The organism is Anabaena sp. WFMT (genome assembly GCF_051781005.1).
GTDB lineage: Bacteria > Cyanobacteriota > Cyanobacteriia > Cyanobacteriales > Nostocaceae > Anabaena.
This window is the reverse complement of sequence record NZ_JBPWOA010000032.1, coordinates 176,876-198,875: the sequence shown is the minus strand read 5'-3', so window position 1 is coordinate 198,875 and position 22,000 is coordinate 176,876. Positions and strand designations below refer to the sequence as shown.

Here is a 22,000-nt window from a genome sequence, read left to right as displayed (position 1 = left end):
TCCTTATTTACCCGAATCAATCTTCATCACTATAAAGTACTCTATTGATAAAATTCTAGAGGGAAATTACCAAGATTAATATGAGTTTTAATTAATTTAAAGTTTTCCTAACAGTTTTTGGTATCACTAGTTTACCAATTAGGGATGAATTGGATATTTTATAGACTTAATTATATAGATTTTTCTTGATTATATCATCAAACAACAACTATTCTCTCTATAAATCATTTAATATATTGCATAATTTTTTCTAAAAATCTGTTCGTTATATCCAATGAATTGAAAAAATCACAACTATTTTATTTTACCAGAAAAAGAAATTTTTATTTAAGCATATTGAATTTATTTTAAAAATCTCTAAAATGAAAGTTATCCCTATTGATAATCAAGTCAGACCCTACAAGTTTCGTGACGAAAGAAGTTCATCAGGATGGAAAAACCGTACATAGAGAACTTCTTGATTTTCTTGAATTGTGCATAGTAAACAATAGAAAAATATATGGCCAATGACTAATGTACTCTGGCTGCAAGGTGGTGCTTGTTCAGGTAACACCATGTCATTTATCAATGCTGAAGAACCGACAGTTTGTGATTTAATTGCTGACTTTGGAATTAATATTCTTTGGCATCCTTCTTTGGGAGTGGAATTAGGCACAAACTTACAAACCCTGCTTTGGGAATGTGTTTTAGGTAAAACTCCTTTGGATATTTTGGTATTTGAAGGTAGTGTAGTTAATGCACCAAATGGTACAGGTGAATGGAATAGATTTGCAGACCGTCCCATGAAAGATTGGTTAACAGATTTAGCCCAAACTGCTAAATTTATTGTCGCCGTGGGAGACTGTGCAACTTGGGGAGGAATTCCTGCCATGTCACCCAACCCCAGCGACTCCAAAGGACTGCAATTTCTCAAACGAGAAGAAGGCGGTTTTTTAGGTAAAGATTTCGTCAGTCAAGCCGGCTTACCTGTGATTAATATTCCTGGTTGTCCAGCACATCCTGATTGGATAACGCAGATATTAGTAGCGATCGCCACTGGTCGCATTTCTGATATAGTTCTCGATGAACTTCACCGTCCCCAAACTTTCTTCAACACCTTTACCCAAACAGGTTGTACCCGTAACATTCACTTTGCTTACAAAGCCACAACCGCCGAATTTGGTCAACGTAAAGGCTGCTTATTCTACGACTTAGGTTGTCGTGGCCCCATGACTCATTCCTCCTGTAACCGTATTCTCTGGAACCGCGTCTCCTCTAAAACCCGCGCCGGAATGCCCTGTTTAGGTTGCACAGAACCCGAATTTCCATTTTTTGACCTCAAACCAGGAACGGTATTTAAAACTCAAACTGTGATGGGTGTTCCCAAAGAAATACCCCCCGGAGTCAACATGAAAGATTATGCAATCCTCACTGTTGTTGCTAAAAACGCAGCACCAAAATGGGCAGACGAAGACTTTTTTACAGTTTAGATAATAGGACTGGAGATTAGAGAAGTAAAATTCTCCTGTTCTTCTTCCTCTTGAACTTCTGAACTTCTGAACTTCTGAACTTCTGAACTCCTGAACTCCTATTCCCTATCATTATGCCAATTCAAACATTAGATATTTCTCCCGTTGGTAGAGTCGAGGGAGATTTAGATGTCCGTGTCGAAATTGATAATGGATATGTCACAAACGCTTGGACTCATGCAGAACTTTTTCGCGGATTTGAAATTATTTTACGCGGCAAAGACCCCCAAGCAGGATTAATTGTTACACCCCGAATTTGTGGAATTTGTGGCGGTTCTCACCTCAGTTCTGCATCTTGGGCATTAGATACAGCTTGGGGAAACGAAGTTCCTCGTAATGCAATATTGGCGAGAAACTTAGGTCAAATTGTCGAAACAATGCAAAGCATTCCTCGCTATTTTTACGGATTGTTTGCAATTGATTTAACTAATAAAAATTATCGCCGTAGTCACTTTTATGATGAGGCTTGTCGGCGCTTTGCTGCTTTCACAGGTAAATCTTATGAAATTGGGATTACAATTTCTGGTAAACCTGTCGAAATTTATGCTTTATTAGGTGGACAATGGCCCCACAGCAGTTATATGGAAATAAATTAAGGAATTGCTTATATAGCAAGGATTTCTCAGGATAGGGGCAATTATTCCCTTGATTTTCCTTAAATGAGGCAATAAAACCACCGTTAGCCATATCATAAGTCCATTTATTTTTATCTACTAACAGTTATTTGGTTTTCTCAAGTATTACCTAATTTTTCCCTAATTCTAGATTAGCGATGCCTTCAGCGCACTGGAAGCGATTCCTAGGTCGCGCTTCTCTATCGCATAACTATGGTAAATTTTTAGTAAGCAAAGAATAATCCAATCTACCCATATTATGAATTTCAAACGATGGCAGGAACTCAAGCAAATCCTCACTGAAGAAAAAGATTTGTCTAACATCTGGTCATATTACATGGATCATTTTGGGGATAATCCCAAATTCATCAACTTGGGTAAACCTGTCCAGAATCAATATATTGATGCAGTTGTCAAAAAAACCTGTCAACAACTATTTGGTCAAAACGTCAAAATTACCAATTCTCTCCTCATTCATATTCCCCGACATCAATTTTTCCATGGACCATTCCAAGCCGACGGACGAATTGGTGGTGTGATTTTCTTTGAAGATATCAAAGTCGGTTTAATGGCTGTTTCCGCACAGTTTCCCCCAACTAGTGAGGTGAAATATTCCCGGTTTACCGAAGTAATGGATCTATCCCCACCAACAGGTCATGATTTAAATTGAAGGGTTATTAGCTGTTATACATTGCCTTGATGCTTCAAAAAAGGTACTAAATGCATCATAAAATCGCGCTTACCTATTGGTACTCCTGCCATACGCAGGATATTGTACGCCGTTGTTATATGAAAATAAAAATTGGGTATGAGAAAATCATCTACATAGGAAAGTCCAGATAATTCTGCGTATAGCCCTTGCCCAAGATCGAGGCGATTGAGTTCTGACAACTTAGAATCAGCAACATTGATACTTGCCAACAACTCCTTAGTCGCTGAAATATGACCACGCGCTTCAACTAGAGATGCAACATTGGGGTTCAAGTTGTTTGTCGGCTGTCCTAAACACCACAATGCAAAGTTACGGGGTTGATTGCAAACAAATGCAATTTGTGTGCTGAAGGGAAACATATCGGGCGCAATGCGACGCTGTAATAAAGATTCTACATCATCGGCGAAATGACTCTCTGCTAAATCTAACAGATGACTTAACGTATCCAGTCTAGAACTGAATATATTTTGTAATTCTATGATCTTCTGATTTTCCATACAATTTTAGTAACACGACATTTTATTCATATTGAAGTATAAGCCAGGATTTGATCAATATAAACACGCAAATGGTAATATCTGCGGTTAAATAATTACATACTTGTTTGAGTATAGAAGTATTTATTTGTTTGGAAATTGTGCGATCGCTTTTCTCAAAGATGTTTAATGGTGAAATTATTGAGATTCCATTAACGCACCCTATAGAATCGGCGATCACGCTTCAAAACTTCTTGTTTTTTCTAACTCTTCCAAAAGAGCAATACGATATTTTTCTTTTCTGACTTGTCTTTCCCTTTCCACTTCTTCTCTACTAACATCACCTGATTCTATACTACTTTCTTCCAATTCAAATAGTCTTTTTTCCAATATTGACCTAGCTTCATCATTTGTATGTTCAGCATACAACCTCTCAACCCATTCATTAAACTCTTGCTTAAGCTCTTTTTCTATTTGCTCTTGTTTTGAGATGACTTGTGTATCAAGACAGTTCAAGCAATAATACATAGTTTCATCATCTGAAACTTCATCTCTTATTCTTGTTTCTGACCCACAGGACGAGCATTTTGTATCGTATGGTTCAAAGGGTAACAATGAAAAGTCTTCATTATCCTTCTCTTGTTTTCTTTGATTTTTCAAATAATCAAGTTTTGAAATTTTTTCATCACAGACAAAACACTTACAATCTTTATGAGCATCCTTAAAGACTACAAAACCAAGTGACCCACAAAACGGACATACAACAAGAATTCCATTCTCACTTTCAGTAATCTTATTAATTACTAGCTCGAATTTTTTTAGCCTTTGTCGTTTATATTCTTCATAACTAGTTGCAATTGATTTTATTTGCCCAAACTTTTTTTGTTGTTCAACCGTACTATTTTCAATTAGGTGTTTATCCCAGAAGCTTATAATTTCATCTAATGCAGAAGCAATAGTTTCTTTACATTCACTGATAGATACTTTTACCTCAAAATGCTCAAATCTATTTCTTACGGCTAGAAGCATTTTGAATGGTTTGTCGTTAATATCAATATTTAGAATACCCTTAAGCCTTTTAACTAACTCATCATGATAGATACTTACAAAATCACCACTTTGAAGCTTCCTGGGATCTGCACTACTAACATCTTGAAATATTAAGCTCCAATGCTCTTGTCTAAGTTTTTCTTTTAGTAATAATTCAATTCCTGAGTAGAGATGTAATATGGAATATTTAAGAAAATGTTCAGATTCAAGACGATTAATAAATAATGGACTTACTGCCTCAAGAATATAATCTATGCCATTATCTAGCAAACTTAATATAATGTTTTCCATCTCTTTGCTTATATGTATAACTTGTACCGCTGTACATCAAGATATCAAGAACTTTTCTGTATATCGTCAATATCCACCTAATTATACAGAAAATTTCCAGATAACTACCTAAATCTGGGTGGATAGCAATAAATTTTCTGGCTATTATCCTTTTCCGGGTAATAGACGGAATGCTTCGGTATATCTACCCGATATTTAAACACACAAAAATCCCCAATTAGTCCTTTCTGCCATCCCCAACCCCAAAATCGTCTAAACTCAAAGTGTTCGCTAACTGCTAAAATCCTATGTCTCGCTGGTTCAATATTGCAGGTCCTTGTAAAGACGATATCCACTATATGCTATCTCCAACAGTCAGATTACCAGATTTGGAGGAGCTAATTCAACAGCGTAGTTATTTTGTCCTTCACGCACCGCGACAAACAGGGAAAACAACAGCAATGTTAGCCCTAGCACAGCAACTTACCGCCACAGGAAATTATGCAGCAATAATGGTATAAGCAGAGGTAGGAAGTGCTTTTAATCATGACCCAGGTGCGGCAGAATTAGCGATTTTGGGAACTTGGAGAAATACAATTGAGGATAACTTACCCCCAGAACTACAACCCCCAACTTGGGTTTATAATGCCCCTGGGCAGAGAATTGGCGAAAATTTAAGAGCTTGGTCAAGAGCTATAAATCGTCCGTTAGTATTATTTATAGATGAAATTGATTCCCTACAAGACCAAACATTAATTTCAGTTTTACGTCAATTAAGAGATGGTTTTCCCAATCGCCCCAACAATTTTCCGACCTCTGTAGGATTAATTGGTTTAAGAGATGTGCGAGATTATAAAGTAGCATCCGGTGGTAGTGACAGATTAAATACATCCAGTCCATTTAATATTAAAGTTAGTTCTATTACTCTGAGAAATTTTAATGCTGAGGAAGTTGTAGAACTATATCAACAACATACAGAAGAAACAGGACAAATTTTCACAAAAGAAGCCACAGAAACAGCTTTTGATTTAACCCAAGGACAACCTTGGTTAGTTAATGCTCTGGCTAAAGAAGTTGTAGAAAAAATGGTTAAGGATAGAAGTATTGCTATTACAAAAGAACATATTTTACAGGCAAAGGAAATATTAATTGCTCGTCAAGATACTCATCTGGATAGTTTAGCTGAACGCTTACGAGAACCAAGAATAAAAGCAATTATTGAGCCGATGTTAGCAGGTTTGGAATTGGGGGATATACCCAATGATGATATTCAATTTGTGATTGATTTGGGATTGTGTAAAATGCACCCCCAAGGTGGGTTAACCATTGCTAATCCAATTTATCGAGAAGTTTTACCCAGGGTATTAACTGTCACACCAATGGCTTCTCTACCAATGATTGCACCAACTTGGTTAACCCCGGAAGGTGAATTAAATATAGATGCGTTACTTGCAGCATTTCTCAAGTTTTGGCGACAGCACGGAGAAACGTTATTAGGTAGCACTGGCTACCATGAAATTGCACCGCATATCGTATTAATGGCTTTCTTGCATCGTGTTATCAATGGTGGTGGAGTCTTGGAACGGGAATATGCAATTGGTAGTGACAGAATGGATTTATGTCTGCGTTACAAAGATGTAACGTTAGGTATTGAGTTAAAGGTCTGGCGGGAGAAAAAGCGTGACCCCCAAACTGAGGGTATTGAGCAGTTAGAATCCTATTTAGGGCGTTTGGGGTTGGATTTTGCTTGGTTGTTTGTGTTTGATAGGCGTAAAAATGCCCTCCCAATGGAAGAACGTTTGTCAACTCAGGTTGTGGTGACAGAAAATCAACGTCGGATTACTGTGATTCGGGCGTGAGTATTATATTTTTGTTTCACGCAGAGTCGCAGAGAAGAGAACGCAAAGAAGGACTTTTGCAAGAGGTCTATTGATTTCTCGGTTTGAAAATTAAGCGATCGCAAAGCATTACCCACAATTCCTATCATTCTGAGTTATGGTTTTTTCAAACGCTCCGGCACTATGTCAATCTCCGTTACCGAATAAGGTTTACCATTCAAGCACTTACGGAATTCATCCCTTACCCTTAGCCCACTATGCCACATGGTCTTAGCAACAGACTTACCATCTATTTTTACATCAAAGTTCTGGACATCTTCTATCCCCGCTAAAGCTGCATCAATTGACGGTACAGCAAAAGCAATCACCCCAAATGGCATATCTGGCATTGTGTAATTGAATGCCTTGACAGTAGCAGGGGGGTCATTGTTTTGAATCAAAGTAACCGTGATTGTTTGTATCGTTTTAGGTCTAGGAATACTTTCGGTTGCAAATGTCAGGAGAGCAAACTTTTCGTTGCCACTTGGCCCCAACAAATTGATCATGACTGGGGCATCTTTAGCTTCTGGATCCATTGATGCCTTTAAAAAGGATGCAACACAATAGCCACCTGATTTCATCCCCTCTAACCTTGAAGTAGGAAAAAGGTTCCAACTGCCCGATATATATTTTAGATACTTAGGATCTTGCAATAATTGAGCTTGTTGTTGCAAATTGATCATGGCAGCAGCGGATTGAAGCTGTAGAGCCGCAAACTGAGGGTCGTAATAACGAGAACTATCACTCCCTCGATCCTCTTGCTCCTCTTGATAATTCGGGTCTCTGTCACAAAGGAGAACAGATGCGACACCATGCCCCCCTTCGGTTCTCCCAACCACTATCTCTCCAGGACCAGCGCCACCGCAAGCATATTCAGCTTTTGCTTTCGGTGCAAGGAAAGTCATGATGACGACAAGAGAAAAACTAACTGACAAACCTTTGCGGAACAAGTCTTTAGATAAATTCATCTTTGAAATTTCAAGCTGAGGTTAATGTGAATTTTTCAAGCCGTTATCGTTACCAAGAATTCAATCTGCATAATGGTTGAATTGAGCGGTTAGGCTAACGCCTAGCTTACCGCAGGTATCGCTCCCAACTCAAAACTAAAATATCATATTTGTCCGCTCCCATGTTTTGTTATGCTGCGATCGCAGTTAATAGTAGTTAAGGAAGCACAAGACAATGGAAATTGAGCGATCGCTTCGCTCGCCGAAGGCATCGCACTTAAACTAGAACTAGCGATAGCTTCGCTCGCCGAAGGCATCGCATTTAATAATAGTTAAGGAAGTACAAGAAAATGAAAATTTAGCGAACTGCTTGCAGCAGCGCTTGCGCTATCGCTTTTCTCAAAGATGTTAAACAGTGAAGTTATTGAGTTTTTAGCAGAAATACATAGTAAGATTAGATAAGTTGCTAAGAATGCACTCACCACATAATGAATTACAGAAACTATATCACAATCGAACCCAATAAACGCGGTGGGAAGCCTTGTGTACGTGGCTTGCGAATTACAGTTTATGAGGTGCTTGAATACCTAGCTTCTGAGATGACCGAAGCAGAAATTCTTGATGATTTTCCCGATCTGACGCGAGAAGATTTAAAAGCTTGTATTGCTTATGCTGCTGACCGTGAACGTCGGCTGATGATTTCGACTTTATCAGCATGAAATTACTGTTTGATGAGAACTTATCCCCTAAATTATCCACCCGTTTGAGCGATCTTTTTCCAGACTCACTTCATGTTCGGGATGTAGGTATGAAAGCAACAATAGACCCGATAGTTTGGAATTATGCAAAAGATAATGATTTGATGATCGTCTCGAAAGATGCTGATATGCACGATCTGAGTTTAGTGTTTGGGAATCCTCCAAAAGTCATCTGGCTTAGACTTGGAAACTGTTCTACCTTACAAGTTGAAAATTTACTGCGTCGGGAGTTCAGCACGATCAAATTATTTTATGAAGATGAAAATTCATCATTGCTTGCTCTATCATAATCGCACTAAAAAATTGGAATGAAAGTTTAAACTATGTCACTTGCTGAGTTAATTCCTCTGGTCAATAATCTAAGTCAATCAGACAAATTATCACTCTTCAAACTCCTAGCCACACAAATCCCAGACGCTGAACTACAAGTTATCTTTTCTGCATCAGAGTATCCGATTTGGTCGCCCTACGACGCAACGGCAGCTGCAAACATCCTGATGCAGATGATTCAGGATCGCCAAGAAACATCAACTCATGCCTAGTACGGTTAAGAGATGGGAATTTAAACCAGAACTCCTGCCATTTGCCTAATTTGATTTGCCCAGGTTTGAGACAAGGTTGAAATTTCCAGACGACTAGAATCACTTGCCCAAGTTGACCACCAATGAATATGCCATCGAGACAATTGACGTTGCATTTGAGCGAGTTCAAAGGCACTGTCCACATCTAAATCAATCGCTGTCAGTTCTAAAAATACTTTACTTTCTCTAACAATCCCAAGTACCGCTTCCCCATTAACCCCATCCAAACTGAGAGATGCCATTTGCAGAAAGTTCTGTGCTAATCGTTCCAGACGTACAGAAAGGCGCTCACATCGAAATGCAATTTGTTCTACAGTCCAGTTATTCATACGCCTCCTAATAACTTGTGGATGATTTGTTTCACCTGTTCACGAATCGTCGGATCTAAAATTTCCATTGCTCTATTTTGACGTGGACGGAGATTTACCATTGATTCATAGAAAATTTCTTGAGAAATAGGATTCCAACTCGCACCCCAAATGTCCTGCTGTTGACTTCCATTTTCAAGTAAAATAGTTTCGCAGTCGGAGTGCATTTCACCTCCACCTGCCAAAATTTGATGGCATATATCTACGGCTGTTTTAATATAGAAACGATTGGCTTGAAGCATCTCGTTGATTTGGGTAGGTGTTGCAAGTTCTTGTAAAATATGAATGATCTCAAGGGTAAAATACAAATAAATTTATTAAATCATTATCTCATATTACCTTAAACGATATTAACGTGACGCTATTTCAATCCTTTGATAATCTAAGGTAAGATTCTCTACTTAATAGCGATCGCAGTTAATCGCAGTTAAGGAAGCACAAGATAATGGATTTTGAGCGATCGCACTAACCCAATATTAGCGATCGCATTAACTCAAAATCGCAGTTAAAGAAACACAAGATAATGGATTTTCAGCGATCGCATTTCCCCAATATTAGCGATCGCAGTTAAGGAAGCGCAAGACAATGGATTTTGAGCGATCGCATTTCCCCAATATTAGCGATCGCACTTGACAATCAAGACAGTCGCTACAAGATCGGCGATCGCACTAGCTTTGCCAGTCCACCCAAAGCGAATTGTTATGCAGCATCTCATATTTCTCTCTATTCTGGCTTTATCCAACCTTTGATGATGGCTTTCCCAACATTTATATAGGGATTATCTAAAAACTCTTCGATAGCTGTTTCTCCACCAGATTGCAATGCACCAGCAACACGACGCTTAAAACTAGGAGTCGTTTCATCGTTAACATACATAATTTTCTCGACTTCGGTAGCAGCAGGATTAGATCCTTCCAACTGTCTAAGAAGTTTCTGAATTTCAGCAGCAGCATCAATCAATGTTTGCTTCTGTTCAACTGCATAAATATTTTGATTTGCTTGCTGTCGTGCATTATCTACAACTTTATTTGCAAGATTAGCAATAGTTGCATTTCTAAAATCGTTGTTAAAAGTGTCTGACATATATACCTCCATTTTTTCTGTGAGATTCTGAAGACTTAGTGTTTTCAGCACTCCTGCTCCTGTCCAAAAACTGATGCTGTAGAGGACAGTAATACTTTCACCATCATCTATCTTAAATTGAACTTTATTAGTTCTTTGCCGGATTCCAAGAGTCCTTGAACTAAGATAGAGCAAATATTTTCCTGGTAAGATACTAAACGATATATGGTCTCTTACAGAAATTTTTCCAATCGACTCTTGGTCTAAGAATATATCCGCTTCCGGAACCCACAATGGAATAGGCTGCTGCGATCCAACAATGATTAACTCACTACTCATTTAAGCAATACCCCTTTTCGTATATTTTTGTTACATGAGGAATTATATAAATTTTGTGGCTATTATCCTTTTCCGGGTAAGTAATTGGACAAAATTAATTACACAAAAATCTGGGCTGAAATCCTTAACTGGCAAAGAATTGGTAAATAACCAATATGTAATTAATTCTGTCGTGGTACTTAATAGACGGAATTATTCAGTATATCTACCCTATTTTGTACATAATTACAAGCTTTTCAGCATATTTATCGCTGATATCCATAAATTTTCCGTGTAACATCCAAATCATGATGTTATCCAGAATTTTCAAGATGTTTTTACCATCAGGAACTACTCGGATACAAGGATATCAAAACAACCATGATTTATACTCACGTCCTTAACCGTGGTGGTCAAGCTGTTCGCAGTCCTCTGGATTGTTAGACATTCTCCGAAAATTTCAACTTTTCAACTTCCAACCTTAACCTTTCATTCTCCATCCTTAGCGTCAAAATCTCATTCTTCTGCAACTCAATTAACGACCTTTGACTAATTACCTCACCAAAGGCTTTTTTCCTATTTTCAATCCCAAACCATCTTTGATAAGTCTTTGTATGTTCATCAACAGTATGACCTAAATTATCTGCTGCGGCTTTAATCGGTATTCCCTGAAGATGCGCTCGAATTGCACAACCATGCCGTAAATCATAAGGTTGAAACTCAATTCCCACTTTTCTAAACCATCTGGATATATCTCTTCGCATCCAATTAATATTTTGTACAGATGCGATTTTTGCAACTTTTTTCTCTAAAATCTTTAATGGTTTGGGATTTTTTAAATCAAATAATTCTATCCATTCAGGTACAAAAGGAATAACTTCTCTATATCCAGTTTTGGTATTTTTATTCACTTTCCAAGTATGGTCTATATTTTGGGCAGACATCCACCAATTAATATCTGGTTGTACAAATAATTCCCTTGGTCTTAACCCATAAGTCGCTAACATTCCATATACCCAACGCCACATTTCCCAGGTGTCTATTTCATCACTAATGTTTGTATTTTTGCGGTTGAGGGCGAATTTTTTAAACAGTTCAAAAGCAGATATGATTTTTTCATCTTCAGGTATTTCTCGATAAGCAGGAGTAACATGATCTCGTTTGACATCGAGTTGAAATCCTAAATTAAAGGTTTTAATCAAAACCGAAGTTACCGCAATTAATTCATTCTTTTTATTACCCTGAACTGAATTAATGATTTCCTCAAAATTTTCTTTTGTGGCTAAATGGGTGAGAGGAAAGTTTCTTTTAATTACAGATATATAATTAGGAAAAGTATTTTGACTAGTTATAGTTTTCTGACGGGTTTGATAATATTTCTCCTCAAATGTATCTAATAATTCCCCAATTGTTTTGATTTCTTGCTTCTCTCTCGATTTAATTCCTAAATATTTCTCATTCCACTGGAAGGTATGACGAGCAATTAATTTACCCAACTCATAACTTTCTTCAATGGCTGTTTTTAATCCCTCTAAATTTGCGGGTATCCCTAGAGATAAATCATACTGTTTTTTCTGTTTACCTACACTTTGATCACCTGGTTTTAACGGTAGGGTAGCTCGTAATTGGAGAGAATTTCCAGTTTGTTTAATACTAACTCTTATTCTCTCCCTTTTTAAATTAGTATTGGCTTCGACTAACTTCTGTTCAAAAACTGCTTGATACTGTAATTCCGTTGCTTTTATTTTCGCCATTGTTCCCCTATAGCTGCCGTCTGTGGTGTTCTGCGGCTCAAAATCTGCAAACATATCTGCAAACCAGTCGCTTGAGTCTGCATTTGCATATTCCTGTGTAGATGTGGAATATGTCTCCTCGCAATTACCCTGATTTTGCTGACTCATTCCCTAAATATTCCCTTATTTATAAACTGAAATAGTGAAAATAAAATGTTATCACTGAGCAAAATTACCTGAAAAATAAGTTACTCAGGAATATTTACAGCATATCACCTGTTGTCATAGCAGTTATATGGTGCCTGGTGGTGTGATGTGCGCCCCCACTTTAACGGATATTACCCGCGCCTGGGCAATTCTGGAATATTTCCGCACTAATTGGTTAGAACCTGTTTGGCTAGGATGTTCTTTAGAAAGATATGAAGAAATTCAATCTTATGAGGATTTTATTAAATGGTTGAATCAAGATATTAAACATCGAGAATCTGACTTGGGTTTATATTGGCGCATGGGTTTGGATATCGGTTTAGATCGATTTGGTGCTGGTGTGGGTAAATATGTGACTTGGGGTTATATTCCCCATGAGGATAAATATAATAAACCCACAATTGAGGGACGTAACGCCGCCGTAATTATGAAAAACGGTGTTTACGATAGTTTCAGTGATACTCATTCCTTGATTAATGAATCTTTTATCCGTGAAAATACAACCCGCTCTTGGTATGATGAGGGGACGGAAGATATTCATCCGAGCGATCGCACTACAAACCCTATTGCTAACAATAATAAAGACTTTGAAGGTGCATATTCCTGGTCTAGTGCAGTCCTTCACCAAGACTTAGGACGTTTAGAAGCCGGCCCCTTAGCCCGTCAATTAGTCGCAGGTGGCACACATGGCGAATCTTGGCAACACTACGACCCCTTCATTCTCGACACCTTCAAGAAAATGGGTGGTGCAAGTGTTCATATCCGCCAACTAGCACGAGTTCATGAACTTGTCAAGTTATATCGTCAAGCTGAACGCTGTTTAAGAGAGTTCAAATTAAACGACCCCTGGTATATCAAACCTGAAGAAAAAGATGGTAAAGGCTGGGGTGCAACGGAAGCAGCTAGAGGTGCATTATGTCACTGGGTAGAAATTGAAAAAGGCAAAATTAAACAATACCAAGTTATTGCCCCCGGTACTTGGAATATCGGCCCCCGTGACGGTGCAGGACAACGCGGCCCCATTGAAGAAGCCTTAGTAGGAACACCTATTCAAGACCCCACAGACCCTGTAGAAGTAGGTCACGTAGCCCGTTCTTTTGATTCCTGTTTGGTGTGTACTGTTCACGCCCATGATGCGAAAACTGGTGAAGAATTGGCACGTTTTCGCACGGCTTAATTTATGCACGCAGAGACGCAGAGAGATTTTCTTTGTGTTCTTTGTGTTCTTTGCGGTTCGTTATTCTCTAATCTGTATTTTCCCCATCTCTGCGTCCTAGTTCATAAATACCTGCACCCATACAGGCAAGTATGCCAGTGCTAATTCCCCAGCTATCGCCTAAACTGATTTCTAGACCCCAGTTACATAAAGCACCAAAGATGAAAAAAGGCATAATGCTAAACAGTGAGGCGTAAAAAGCATTTTGCGATTCTCTGGCTTTGCGTGTCTTTTCAAATTCTGTTTGACTAGTATACAGCGATCGCTCGGCAAAGTTAAACCACCTGTTTAATTGCTCAATCACCCATTCCCTCGTTGATGCCAAAGCCAGATATAGAGCCAAAGACCATAAACAAGCTCCTGCGATCGCAATTTTATCCAACTCAAACCGGAAAGGCAATATATCAAACATGGCGCGGCTTATTTCTGCAATGTCTCATTTTAGCTTTAATTCGCTGCTAAATCGACCTATTGGGAAATTTTCTATCTCTAGGCTATCTTTGTAAAAGAAGTCAATAGTCTATACATTCATAAACTATTGACCTTTAATAATTACCTAACGAGATACAGCTAATTTTTGATCTTTCACCTGAATCTGTGTATTTTCTTCTACAATCTGGCGAAATAAATCCCCATCAATTGTTTCCTGTTCCGCTAATAAATCAACTAAACGCTCTAACACTGGGCGGTTTTCTTGTAACAGTTCTTTCGCCTTAATATAGCCACTATTAACGATTTCCCGGACTTGAGTATCAATCTTAGCGGCAATTTCCTCAGAATATTCTGATTTATTGCCCCAGTCACGTCCCAAAAATACTTCCTGATTTGGACTTTCCAAGGACAATGGACCTAAATCAGACATCCCAAACCGTGTTACCATTTGTCGTGCCATACTTGTGACTTGTTGTAAGTCATTTCCTGCACCTGTTGTCACTTCAGCTTTACCAAAAACAATTTCCTCCGCAGCCCGACCGCCTAAAGCAGCTATAATCCGCGCTAGGATTTGAGAGCGGGAAATTAAACCTTGTTCTTCATTGGGTGTAAACCAAGTTAAACCTAAGGCTTGTCCTCTGGGGATGAGAGTAACTTTTTGTACTGGGTCATGGTCTTTGATTAAAGTACCTACTAAGGCGTGTCCAACTTCATGGTAAGCAATTAAACGCTTGTTTTTGCTATCTACTAAAGCTGCACCTTCCATTCCCGCGACAACTCGATCTACTGCATCATCTATTTCTGAGATAGTAATGGTTTCTTTGCGTCTTCTGGCGGTGAGAATTGCGGCTTCGTTGAGGAGATTGGCTAAATCTGCGCCGGTGAATCCAGGTGTGCGACGAGCGATCGCATCTAAGGATACACTAGGATCTAATTTCTTGTTCTTAGAGTGGACTTGCAATATTTCCAAACGTCCTTTAATGTCGGGCGCATCAACAGTTATTTGTCTATCAAAACGACCGGGACGCAATAACGCAGAATCCAATACATCAGGACGGTTGGTAGCAGCAATAATAATGATGCCAGTATTACCTTCAAAACCATCCATTTCGGTTAATAGCTGGTTGAGAGTTTGTTCTCTCTCATCATTACCACCACCAATACCTGCACCCCGTTGACGGCCTACAGCGTCGATTTCATCAATAAAGATGATACAAGGAGCATTGTCTTTAGCTTTCTTGAACAAATCGCGGACACGGGAAGCACCCACACCCACAAACATCTCTACAAACTCAGAACCAGAGATTGAGAAGAATGGTACACCCGCTTCACCTGCGATCGCTTTTGCTAGTAAAGTTTTACCAGTACCAGGAGGGCCAATTAACAGTACACCCTTGGGAATCCGAGCGCCAACAGCAGTAAATCTTTCTGGCTGTTTAAGGAAAGTCACAACTTCTTGCAGTTCTTCTTTCGCTTCTTCCACACCAGCCACTTCATCAAATTTCACCCCAGTTTTCGCTTCCATTTGGAAACGAGCGCGGGATTTACCAAAATTCATCGCTTGGTTAGAAGCATTAGAAGAACGACGCAGGAATAACAGCATTAAAGCCACCAGTGGTAAAATCCACATCAGATTGATCAACAACCCTACAGCAGCCCTACTATTAGCAGAGGAAACCTCACCAAAATCAACGTTTTTTTCTTTGAGTCTATTAATTAACTCAGAGTTTTGATCTAAAAGTCGCACTGGTATCGGTGGTGCATCTGGTTTTTGATCTGCCAGATAAACTCTAGCTATTTGCTCAGTTTCATCCAGTTCTACTTTCCTAACTTGCCCTTGCTCGGTTTTTTGGAGCAATTCTCCATAAGTTAAGGAATTACGCTCTGCTTTTTGTGCCAAAACGGGATTTATCCCCAAAATTCCTGGCATCATAATCATAGTAGCTGCTAAAGCCCCAGTCCAAATATTGCGCTTTGTCGGTCGCTGTTTCCTCAATGTCTTTTTCCCAAAATTTGTCATAATATTTACCCTTTTATTTTTTGGCATAAGCTGATATCTAGTTTTATGCCTATTCTTCTAGCAGAAATTGCAATAACTGGAAATTACGGTTTTATTATCTAGTTTAACTTCCAGACAAAAACATTCCCAGGTTTTTACCACTGAATGTTATGTCAATACTGCAAACTTTCAACTTGGTTTGGGTAAAGGTCAAAGGTTTTTTCCTTCCCCGCAAAACACGACTATTGGATCTACCCCGTGTCATGACATCAGTTCCAATTATAGGTTTTTATCTAAAATATAGGGATATTAATGATTTCCCCCAGCCTGTCCTAGGGACAGGACTCACGCACTGAAACGGAAAACTGTCATTCTGAGCGCAGCGAAGAATCTCTCCAGAAGTTGAAACACCTATTCTACCGTTCTCAACTTGGCTGAGTGCGTAAGTCCTAAGGGATTAACATAAACAGGACTTACGCAACTGGCTTGCTTTCTAGGGTGTGTCTGATGCCGAAAATCTGTTGATTGTTAACGAATTTTGGAGTCTGACGCACCCTTGTATATTAGAAGAAGTAGTAGACCGTCGCACCCTTGGTCAGAAAAGACCGCTTTGTAGCATGGGTCACTACAACAATCTCCATGACAGAACTCGAACAGTCGCCTGGGGTAAATACTGTGAATCAAAACATAGATAAAATAGCCCGAATCATGCAAGGATGAGTGAAATCAAGGGGATGAAAAAGAGTAAAAGAAATTAGTTAAAAGTTGAGAGTTAAAAATGGAAAACATCTCTCAGTGGATAGGCATTGACGTAAGTAAAGCCACACTTGATGTTTACATACGTCCAATAGGTAAAGCATTTCAAGTTGCTAATACTGAAATAGAAATATCTAATTTAGTTGAGCAACTTAAAATATATGATGTAAACCTCATCGTATTGGAAGCAACAGGAGGACTAGAAACTGAATTAATAATTCAATTGCAGTCTGCACTGTTACCAGTAACATTAATCAATCCGCGTCAAGGAAGAGATTTTGCTAAAGCTACAGGTAAGTTAGCAAAAACTGATGCAATTGACGCACAGACTTTGGCACATTTTGGTGAAGCAATGAAACCACTTATGTTACCAATTGAAAGTGAAACAGCACGTCAATTGGGTGAATTAATTAGTAGGAGAAGACAATTAGTTGAGATGTCTACTGCTGAAAAAAATCGCCGTGACCGCTCTCGTGGTAAAACTTTAGCAGATATTGAGGCACATATTGATTATTTGGATAAACGTCTTCAACAAATTAATCAAGAGATTGAAGAATTGACCCAAAATAATCAAGAATGGATTGATAAAGTCAATTTACTCAAAACTACTCCTGGTATTGGTCAAGTTATTTCTACCACTCTGGTGTCTGACTTACCAGAATTAGGTCAATTAACCGCTAAACAAATTTCTCGTTTAGTTGGTGTGGCACCAATTAATCATGATAGTGGTGAAGCAGTGCGTTCCTGTCGCCTTGCGTCGGAAAGCAACTGCTGAACCCGTAGGGTCAACATAAAGGTAAGCGAATGATTAATGGTGGTCGCGCTCATGTTCGTGCTATTCTTTATATGGGTGCTGTTGTTGCCATGCGTTTTAATCCTGTAATTAAGGCTTTTTATCAGCGTCTTGTTGAACGTGGTAAACCCAAAAAATTAGCACTTACTGCTTGCGTTCATAAAATGTTAGTCATTTTAAATGCGATGCTTCGGGATCATCTTCCTTGGGGTGCTAAAGATAATTTGCAACCAGCTTAAAACTTTTTCATTTCTGAAATTCATTTTTTGTCATTACAAACTATGTCGGCTTTTTTACTCTATGAGTCAGAGTTCCTATTTGTGCTTACAAAAATTAATTTTTCCTCAACCTTGATGTGAATATTCAACTTTTACCCCCACGAGTGATCTAGCAACTGGGGAAGATTGGGCGACGCAGTGAAGTGGTAGGGCGGGCTGCGACTATCTAGACTATCAACCCAAAATCTTTATGTCCGTCCTACCACCTCCCAATCTAGCAGAGCGTTCCCCAGTTGCGTCAACAAGAGCGATGGCTACGCCCGCCGCAGGCATCGCTTGACATTCAAGACAGTCGCTACAAAAGATATTTAGTGTGACACTTACTAATAAATTTTTTCCGGCAATTAAAATTTGACATATTACGCAATCAATCGCTACTATAAGCATAGTCGTAATGACTCCGACTTTTAATAATTCTGGTTTTAGTGGGTGAACTATGGTAAAAATTGTTGGTATTGGTGGTAGTTTAAGACCCGGATCTTATACCCAGTTAGGCTTACAAGTAGCAGCACAACGAGTAGCAGCTTTAGGTGCAGAAGTAGAAATTCTTGATTTAAAGCAAATGCACTTACCTTTTTGCACTGGTGCGAAAGAGTATCCAGATTACCCAGACGTGCAGAAGTTACGCGATACCGTTTTTAATGCTGATGGTTTAATCTTGGCAACACCAGAATATCATGGCAGTGTTAGTGGCGTTATTAAAAATACTTTGGATTTAATGAGTTTTGATCAGCTATCTGGTAAGGTAGCTGGTTTGATTAGTATCTTGGGTGGACAAGTAAATAGCAACGCTTTAAACGACCTCAGAATCATCCTCCGCTGGGTTCACTGTCAATCAATTATTGAGCAGATAGCTATTGGCCAAGCCTGGGGTGTGTTTAGTCCAGAGGGTAAACTACTGGATGAAAAATTATCTCAACGATTTGATCAATTTGCTCAAAGTTTGGTTGATAACACTCGTAAATTGCGGGGAGTTAATTAAAAACGGGAGCGATTAGACATCAACCGAATTTAAATATGCATTTTTTAGAATCCTTGTAGAGATGTTCTATGGAATGTCTCTACAGTATTTATCTGGCGCAACTTTACACAGAATTGGCATAAATCAACCTGGAAAAACAAAATCCACCTACACATAGAAGTGTCAGGTGGACTTGTTCTTTTCTTAAAATGGAGCTTATGGGAGTCGAACCCATGTCCAAATTGGGTATTAACCCACCGCTCATTCACAGGTTTAGCCTTTCTGACCCTCAAGGCGGGAATCGTTCATTATCCCGAACGTAGGATGCTCTGATTTAATCTTAGTCAGCAAGCCAACCAGAGAACGCTTACTGAAGCATCCGTTGGGGTTAGGTCTCTAGTCCTTAACGGAGTCAAACTGGAGACGCTCGAACCTGTAAGAGGTGTTTTAGGCTGCTACTAGAGCTTCCCGACGAGCAAATTTTACGATATTGTTCGCATTTACTTTTTTTTCGAGTCTTTGATTTCCGAGAGGTGACTCGCTCTCGACCTGAATCACAGAGAAGCTTTCGCCAACCTGTCGAAACCGTTAAAGCCCCATGTGCTTCACACTTCTATTATAGTACGCAATTTTGCAAGTTGACGAAATAAATTAAAGGTAGAGATAAATATTTTATAATTTTATAGCTGATTGCGATCGCATGGCTGACTTTGGGTATTGCTCATTGTTCTGTGAAGCTTGTACGGTGCTTCCGACTTTTAAAGTAATACATTTATACTTAAGTAATTGCTAAAATCTGAGATTACAGAAGATTTAGCCTTAAATTTTACGATACAGCAGAATTCAGGAGTCAGTGGTTCGGCTTGTCTTCGACACACTACGTGAACGCTCAGGGCAAGGAGTCAGGAGTAAAACTGGCTTGGTGTCTGGCTTTGAATTTAGATTCTGTACCGTATGGCTACGCCACGCAAGCTATCGGAGTTCGGCGTTCGCGTAGCGTCCCGCAGGGAAGGCTCACTCGAGCCGCTGACGATCACGGCGAAGCCTCATTGATCTGCAATCCGCTGTATTAACCTAAATTGTAGATTCAAGATTTCATCTTTTCTATTGTTGCTATTTTAATTAATCAAATCCTCTATAGTATAGAAACTGGTAAGGGTAGCGTTGATGATTTTTAAATCTCAACCCGGAATAGAGCTAAAAGTGATGGAATTAAGTACTAACTAATCTTTGACAAAAGATGCGTATGAAAATTTCTGCTGTGAGACTTTTACTAACTTCTTTTTGGTTGATATTTGGCTTCTTTGCTACAAATTTACAAAAAATTAATAGCGTTTTAGCAGAAGCGCCCCTAGAAACTTCTCAGTTAATTAATAGTCAAAAAATTACTATCAATAAATCTGAGTTTGGGGTCAGAATAGTTGATGCTAAGGGTAAGGTTAATTTTTTTCCTACCACTAAAGTACCACTAAAACAAGGTGATGCCTATGGTTGGCAGATTAAACTTAAAAATTACCGGGGTAAGGTAAAATGGCGTGAAGTTTTGCGTTTACCCAAAGCCCCAGAAACATGGGCTACACAAGAAGATGATAATTTTTCTATCTCCGCAGATGGAACAACAGCTATCACAAAACGTACACAAACTTCTAGCAATGGTGTAATTGAGAATTTTTGGAAAATAGCTCCTGGAGATCCTCTTGGTAAACATAAAATAGAGGTTTATGTTGATGAGCATCTTATTGCCGCTTTTGAGTTTGAAACAGTAGAGTTTTAGCCAAAAAATTAAAGAAGTCTGAATAGTAGAATTTACAGAATATTGCATGACTCCTGAATTTTCCTGTATTTCAGACTTCTTTTAATTTTCAGGTTTTTATTCTTCTAATTCGATTTCTTCTTCTTCCTCTTCTTCATCTCCATGTAATTTAGAAACAGCAGAATTAGCAGAAACTATAGCCCCTTTATCTAGTTTTTCTAGCACCAGTTCTTTAATTTTCTCAGCAAATTCCTGCTTTTCTTCTAGATACTTGATAGCGTTGTCTCGACCTTGAGAAATGTTGTCGCCATTGTAGCTGTACCAAGCACCTTTGCGTAATAAAATGCCAGTTTCTTCTGCTAAGTCAACTAAGCAACCTAATGTAGAAACTCCCTTGCCAAAAATAATGTCAAATTCGGCGATTCTAAAAGGTGGTGCTACTTTGTTTTTAGCAACTTTAACTTTAACGCGATTACCAAATTCATCTGTACCTTTTTTCAAGGTTTGAATACGGCGAATATCTAAACGTACCGAGGCATAAAATTTCAGGGCGTTACCGCCAGTTGTAGTTTCTGGGCTACCGTAAGTAACACCAATTTTTTGCCGTAACTGGTTGATAAAAATGACTGTGCAACCTGATTTACCAATATTTCCGGTAATTTTTCGTAAAGCTTGGCTCATTAAACGAGCTTGTAACCCAACGTGGATATCGCCCATATCGCCTTCTATTTCGGCACGGGGGACTAATGCGGCTACGGAGTCAATAACGACAATATCAACTGCGGCTGAACGCACAAGTTGATCAACAATTTCTAAACCGGCTTCACCTGTGTCAGGTTGGGAAACGAGTAAATTATTAATATCTACGCCTAATGCGGCGGCGTAGGTGGGGTCTAGGGCGTGTTCGGCATCAACAAAGGCAGCGATACCGCCTTCTTTCTGCACTTCTGCGATCGCATGGAGTGCTACTGTAGTTTTACCAGAACTTTCCGGCCCATAAATCTCAATTACCCGTCCTTTGGGTAAACCACCACCTAAGGCTAAATCCAAAGTCAGCGCCCCGGTGGAAATAGTCTCCACACGCATCCGGGTAGCATCACCCAGGCGCATGATTGCCCCTTTGCCAAAGCTGCGCTCAATTTGGTTGAGTACCATCGTCAGCGCTTTTTGCTTGCCAGAAGTATCGGTGTTGGTATTGGTGTTGGTTGCCATTAGAGCCTCTAAATATAGAATTTAAGAATTCTTGCGGTGGGAGTTTAAGTAGAACAGATATACTATCTTAACCGAAAAATGTGGGAATAGTACTTTTAATGCCAAAAGGCTGAGAACAT

18 protein-coding genes, 1 other RNA gene and 4 pseudogenes are annotated in these 22,000 nt (G+C 39.0%); 11 read left to right on the top strand and 12 right to left on the bottom strand.

The features are described from left to right. The first annotated feature begins 506 nt into the window (after positions 1-506). The 3 genes and pseudogenes from ACSQ6I_RS21080 (at position 507) to ACSQ6I_RS21070 (ending at position 2,792) form a co-directional block, all read left to right on the top strand. Positions 507-1,469 carry a hydrogenase gene (locus ACSQ6I_RS21080; RefSeq protein WP_438892236.1) on the top strand — a complete coding sequence of 321 codons (963 nt, stop codon included), beginning with the start codon at positions 507-509 and terminating at the stop codon, positions 1,467-1,469. Positions 1,470-1,582: 113 nt separating this feature from the next. Continuing rightward, a pseudogene (locus tag ACSQ6I_RS21075) lies at positions 1,583-2,092 on the top strand (nickel-dependent hydrogenase large subunit); the annotation flags it as partial. 289 nt (positions 2,093-2,381) lie between these two features. Then, on the top strand, positions 2,382-2,792 hold the full coding sequence (locus ACSQ6I_RS21070) for a hypothetical protein (RefSeq protein WP_438892235.1): 411 nt from the start codon (positions 2,382-2,384) through the stop codon (positions 2,790-2,792). 14 nt (positions 2,793-2,806) lie between these two features. Here ACSQ6I_RS21070 and ACSQ6I_RS21065 read toward each other — a convergent pair whose 3' ends face one another. Together ACSQ6I_RS21065 and ACSQ6I_RS21060 are read right to left on the bottom strand one after the other, a co-directional pair. Next, a complete protein-coding gene (locus ACSQ6I_RS21065; protein ID WP_438892234.1) occupies positions 2,807-3,331 on the bottom strand; it encodes a DUF1993 domain-containing protein in 525 nt (174 codons plus the stop codon). Positions 3,332-3,547: 216 nt separating this feature from the next. Continuing rightward, positions 3,548-4,651 (bottom strand): hypothetical protein, encoded by a 1,104-nt coding sequence (locus tag ACSQ6I_RS21060; RefSeq protein WP_438892233.1) that lies wholly within the window; start codon positions 4,649-4,651, stop codon positions 3,548-3,550. Between the two features lie 287 nt (positions 4,652-4,938). Here ACSQ6I_RS21060 and ACSQ6I_RS21055 point away from each other — a divergent pair. Next, positions 4,939-6,489: pseudogene (locus ACSQ6I_RS21055) on the top strand (ATP-binding protein). A gap of 134 nt (positions 6,490-6,623) precedes the next feature. Here ACSQ6I_RS21055 and ACSQ6I_RS21050 read toward each other — a convergent pair. Together ACSQ6I_RS21050 and ACSQ6I_RS21045 are read right to left on the bottom strand one after the other, a co-directional pair. Next, positions 6,624-7,475 (bottom strand): hypothetical protein, encoded by an 852-nt coding sequence (locus ACSQ6I_RS21050; protein ID WP_438892232.1) that lies wholly within the window; start codon positions 7,473-7,475, stop codon positions 6,624-6,626. Positions 7,476-7,618: 143 nt separating this feature from the next. Next, positions 7,619-7,771: a hypothetical protein gene (locus ACSQ6I_RS21045; RefSeq protein ID WP_438892231.1), complete on the bottom strand. Its 153-nt coding sequence runs from the start codon at positions 7,769-7,771 to the stop codon at positions 7,619-7,621. Positions 7,772-7,942: 171 nt separating this feature from the next. Here ACSQ6I_RS21045 and ACSQ6I_RS21040 point away from each other — a divergent pair, with 171 nt between their 5' ends. The 3 genes from ACSQ6I_RS21040 to ACSQ6I_RS21030 are packed head-to-tail and all read left to right on the top strand — an operon-like array spanning position 7,943 to position 8,754. Next, on the top strand, positions 7,943-8,173 hold the full coding sequence (locus tag ACSQ6I_RS21040; protein ID WP_015198408.1) for a DUF433 domain-containing protein: 231 nt from the start codon (positions 7,943-7,945) through the stop codon (positions 8,171-8,173). Then, on the top strand, positions 8,170-8,502 hold the full coding sequence (locus ACSQ6I_RS21035; RefSeq protein WP_438892230.1) for a DUF5615 family PIN-like protein: 333 nt from the start codon (positions 8,170-8,172) through the stop codon (positions 8,500-8,502). Before ACSQ6I_RS21040 ends, ACSQ6I_RS21035 begins: the two co-directional genes overlap by 4 nt. Before the next feature lie 33 nt (positions 8,503-8,535). After that, positions 8,536-8,754 (top strand): hypothetical protein, encoded by a 219-nt coding sequence (locus tag ACSQ6I_RS21030; RefSeq protein WP_438892229.1) that lies wholly within the window; start codon positions 8,536-8,538, stop codon positions 8,752-8,754. A 20-nt stretch (positions 8,755-8,774) separates the two neighbouring features. Here ACSQ6I_RS21030 and ACSQ6I_RS21025 read toward each other — a convergent pair whose 3' ends face one another. From ACSQ6I_RS21025 to ACSQ6I_RS21010, 4 genes are all read right to left on the bottom strand, one after another. Continuing rightward, positions 8,775-9,122, bottom strand: a complete 348-nt coding sequence (locus ACSQ6I_RS21025) for a hypothetical protein (protein ID WP_438892228.1) — start codon at positions 9,120-9,122, stop codon at positions 8,775-8,777. Beyond that, positions 9,119-9,451 (bottom strand): DUF5674 family protein, encoded by a 333-nt coding sequence (locus ACSQ6I_RS21020; protein WP_438892329.1) that lies wholly within the window; start codon positions 9,449-9,451, stop codon positions 9,119-9,121. The genes ACSQ6I_RS21025 and ACSQ6I_RS21020 overlap by 4 nt, the downstream gene beginning before the upstream one ends. A 433-nt stretch (positions 9,452-9,884) precedes the next feature. Then, the gene (locus tag ACSQ6I_RS21015; protein WP_438892227.1) at positions 9,885-10,562 is read right to left on the bottom strand and encodes a hypothetical protein; all 678 of its coding nucleotides are present in this window, start codon (positions 10,560-10,562) and stop codon (positions 9,885-9,887) included. Positions 10,563-10,981: 419 nt separating this feature from the next. Beyond that, on the bottom strand, positions 10,982-12,442 hold the full coding sequence (locus ACSQ6I_RS21010; protein WP_438892226.1) for a site-specific integrase: 1,461 nt from the start codon (positions 12,440-12,442) through the stop codon (positions 10,982-10,984). A gap of 115 nt (positions 12,443-12,557) precedes the next feature. On the opposite strand from ACSQ6I_RS21010, the pseudogene ACSQ6I_RS21005 reads away from it, so the two are divergent. Further along, positions 12,558-13,658: pseudogene (locus ACSQ6I_RS21005) on the top strand (nickel-dependent hydrogenase large subunit); the annotation flags it as partial. A gap of 67 nt (positions 13,659-13,725) precedes the next feature. Here the strand turns inward: ACSQ6I_RS21005 and ACSQ6I_RS21000 are convergent. Both ACSQ6I_RS21000 and ftsH read right to left on the bottom strand, forming a co-directional pair. Beyond that, complete coding sequence (locus ACSQ6I_RS21000) at positions 13,726-14,109, bottom strand: hypothetical protein (RefSeq protein ID WP_438892225.1); 384 nt, start codon at positions 14,107-14,109, stop codon at positions 13,726-13,728. A 144-nt stretch (positions 14,110-14,253) separates the two neighbouring features. Beyond that, positions 14,254-16,149 (bottom strand): ATP-dependent zinc metalloprotease FtsH, encoded by a 1,896-nt coding sequence (ftsH, locus tag ACSQ6I_RS20995; RefSeq protein WP_438892328.1) that lies wholly within the window; start codon positions 16,147-16,149, stop codon positions 14,254-14,256. A 757-nt stretch (positions 16,150-16,906) separates the two neighbouring features. Between ftsH and ACSQ6I_RS20990 the strand changes: the two are divergent. Together ACSQ6I_RS20990 and ACSQ6I_RS20985 are read left to right on the top strand one after the other, a co-directional pair. After that, positions 16,907-17,916: pseudogene (locus ACSQ6I_RS20990) on the top strand (IS110 family transposase). A 475-nt stretch (positions 17,917-18,391) separates the two neighbouring features. Then, the gene (locus ACSQ6I_RS20985; RefSeq protein WP_438892224.1) at positions 18,392-18,937 is read left to right on the top strand and encodes an NADPH-dependent FMN reductase; all 546 of its coding nucleotides are present in this window, start codon (positions 18,392-18,394) and stop codon (positions 18,935-18,937) included. Between the two features lie 186 nt (positions 18,938-19,123). Here ACSQ6I_RS20985 and ssrA read toward each other — a convergent pair. Further along, positions 19,124-19,514, bottom strand: a transfer-messenger RNA (tmRNA) gene (gene ssrA / locus ACSQ6I_RS20980). A 648-nt stretch (positions 19,515-20,162) separates the two neighbouring features. Between ssrA and ACSQ6I_RS20975 the strand changes: the two genes are divergently transcribed. Then, positions 20,163-20,690: a hypothetical protein gene (locus ACSQ6I_RS20975; RefSeq protein ID WP_438892223.1), complete on the top strand. Its 528-nt coding sequence runs from the start codon at positions 20,163-20,165 to the stop codon at positions 20,688-20,690. A gap of 96 nt (positions 20,691-20,786) precedes the next feature. Here the strand turns inward: ACSQ6I_RS20975 and recA are convergent, their stop codons facing one another. Next, a complete protein-coding gene (recA, locus tag ACSQ6I_RS20970; RefSeq protein ID WP_015213869.1) occupies positions 20,787-21,881 on the bottom strand; it encodes a recombinase RecA in 1,095 nt (364 codons plus the stop codon). Positions 21,882-22,000 lie beyond the last annotated feature (119 nt).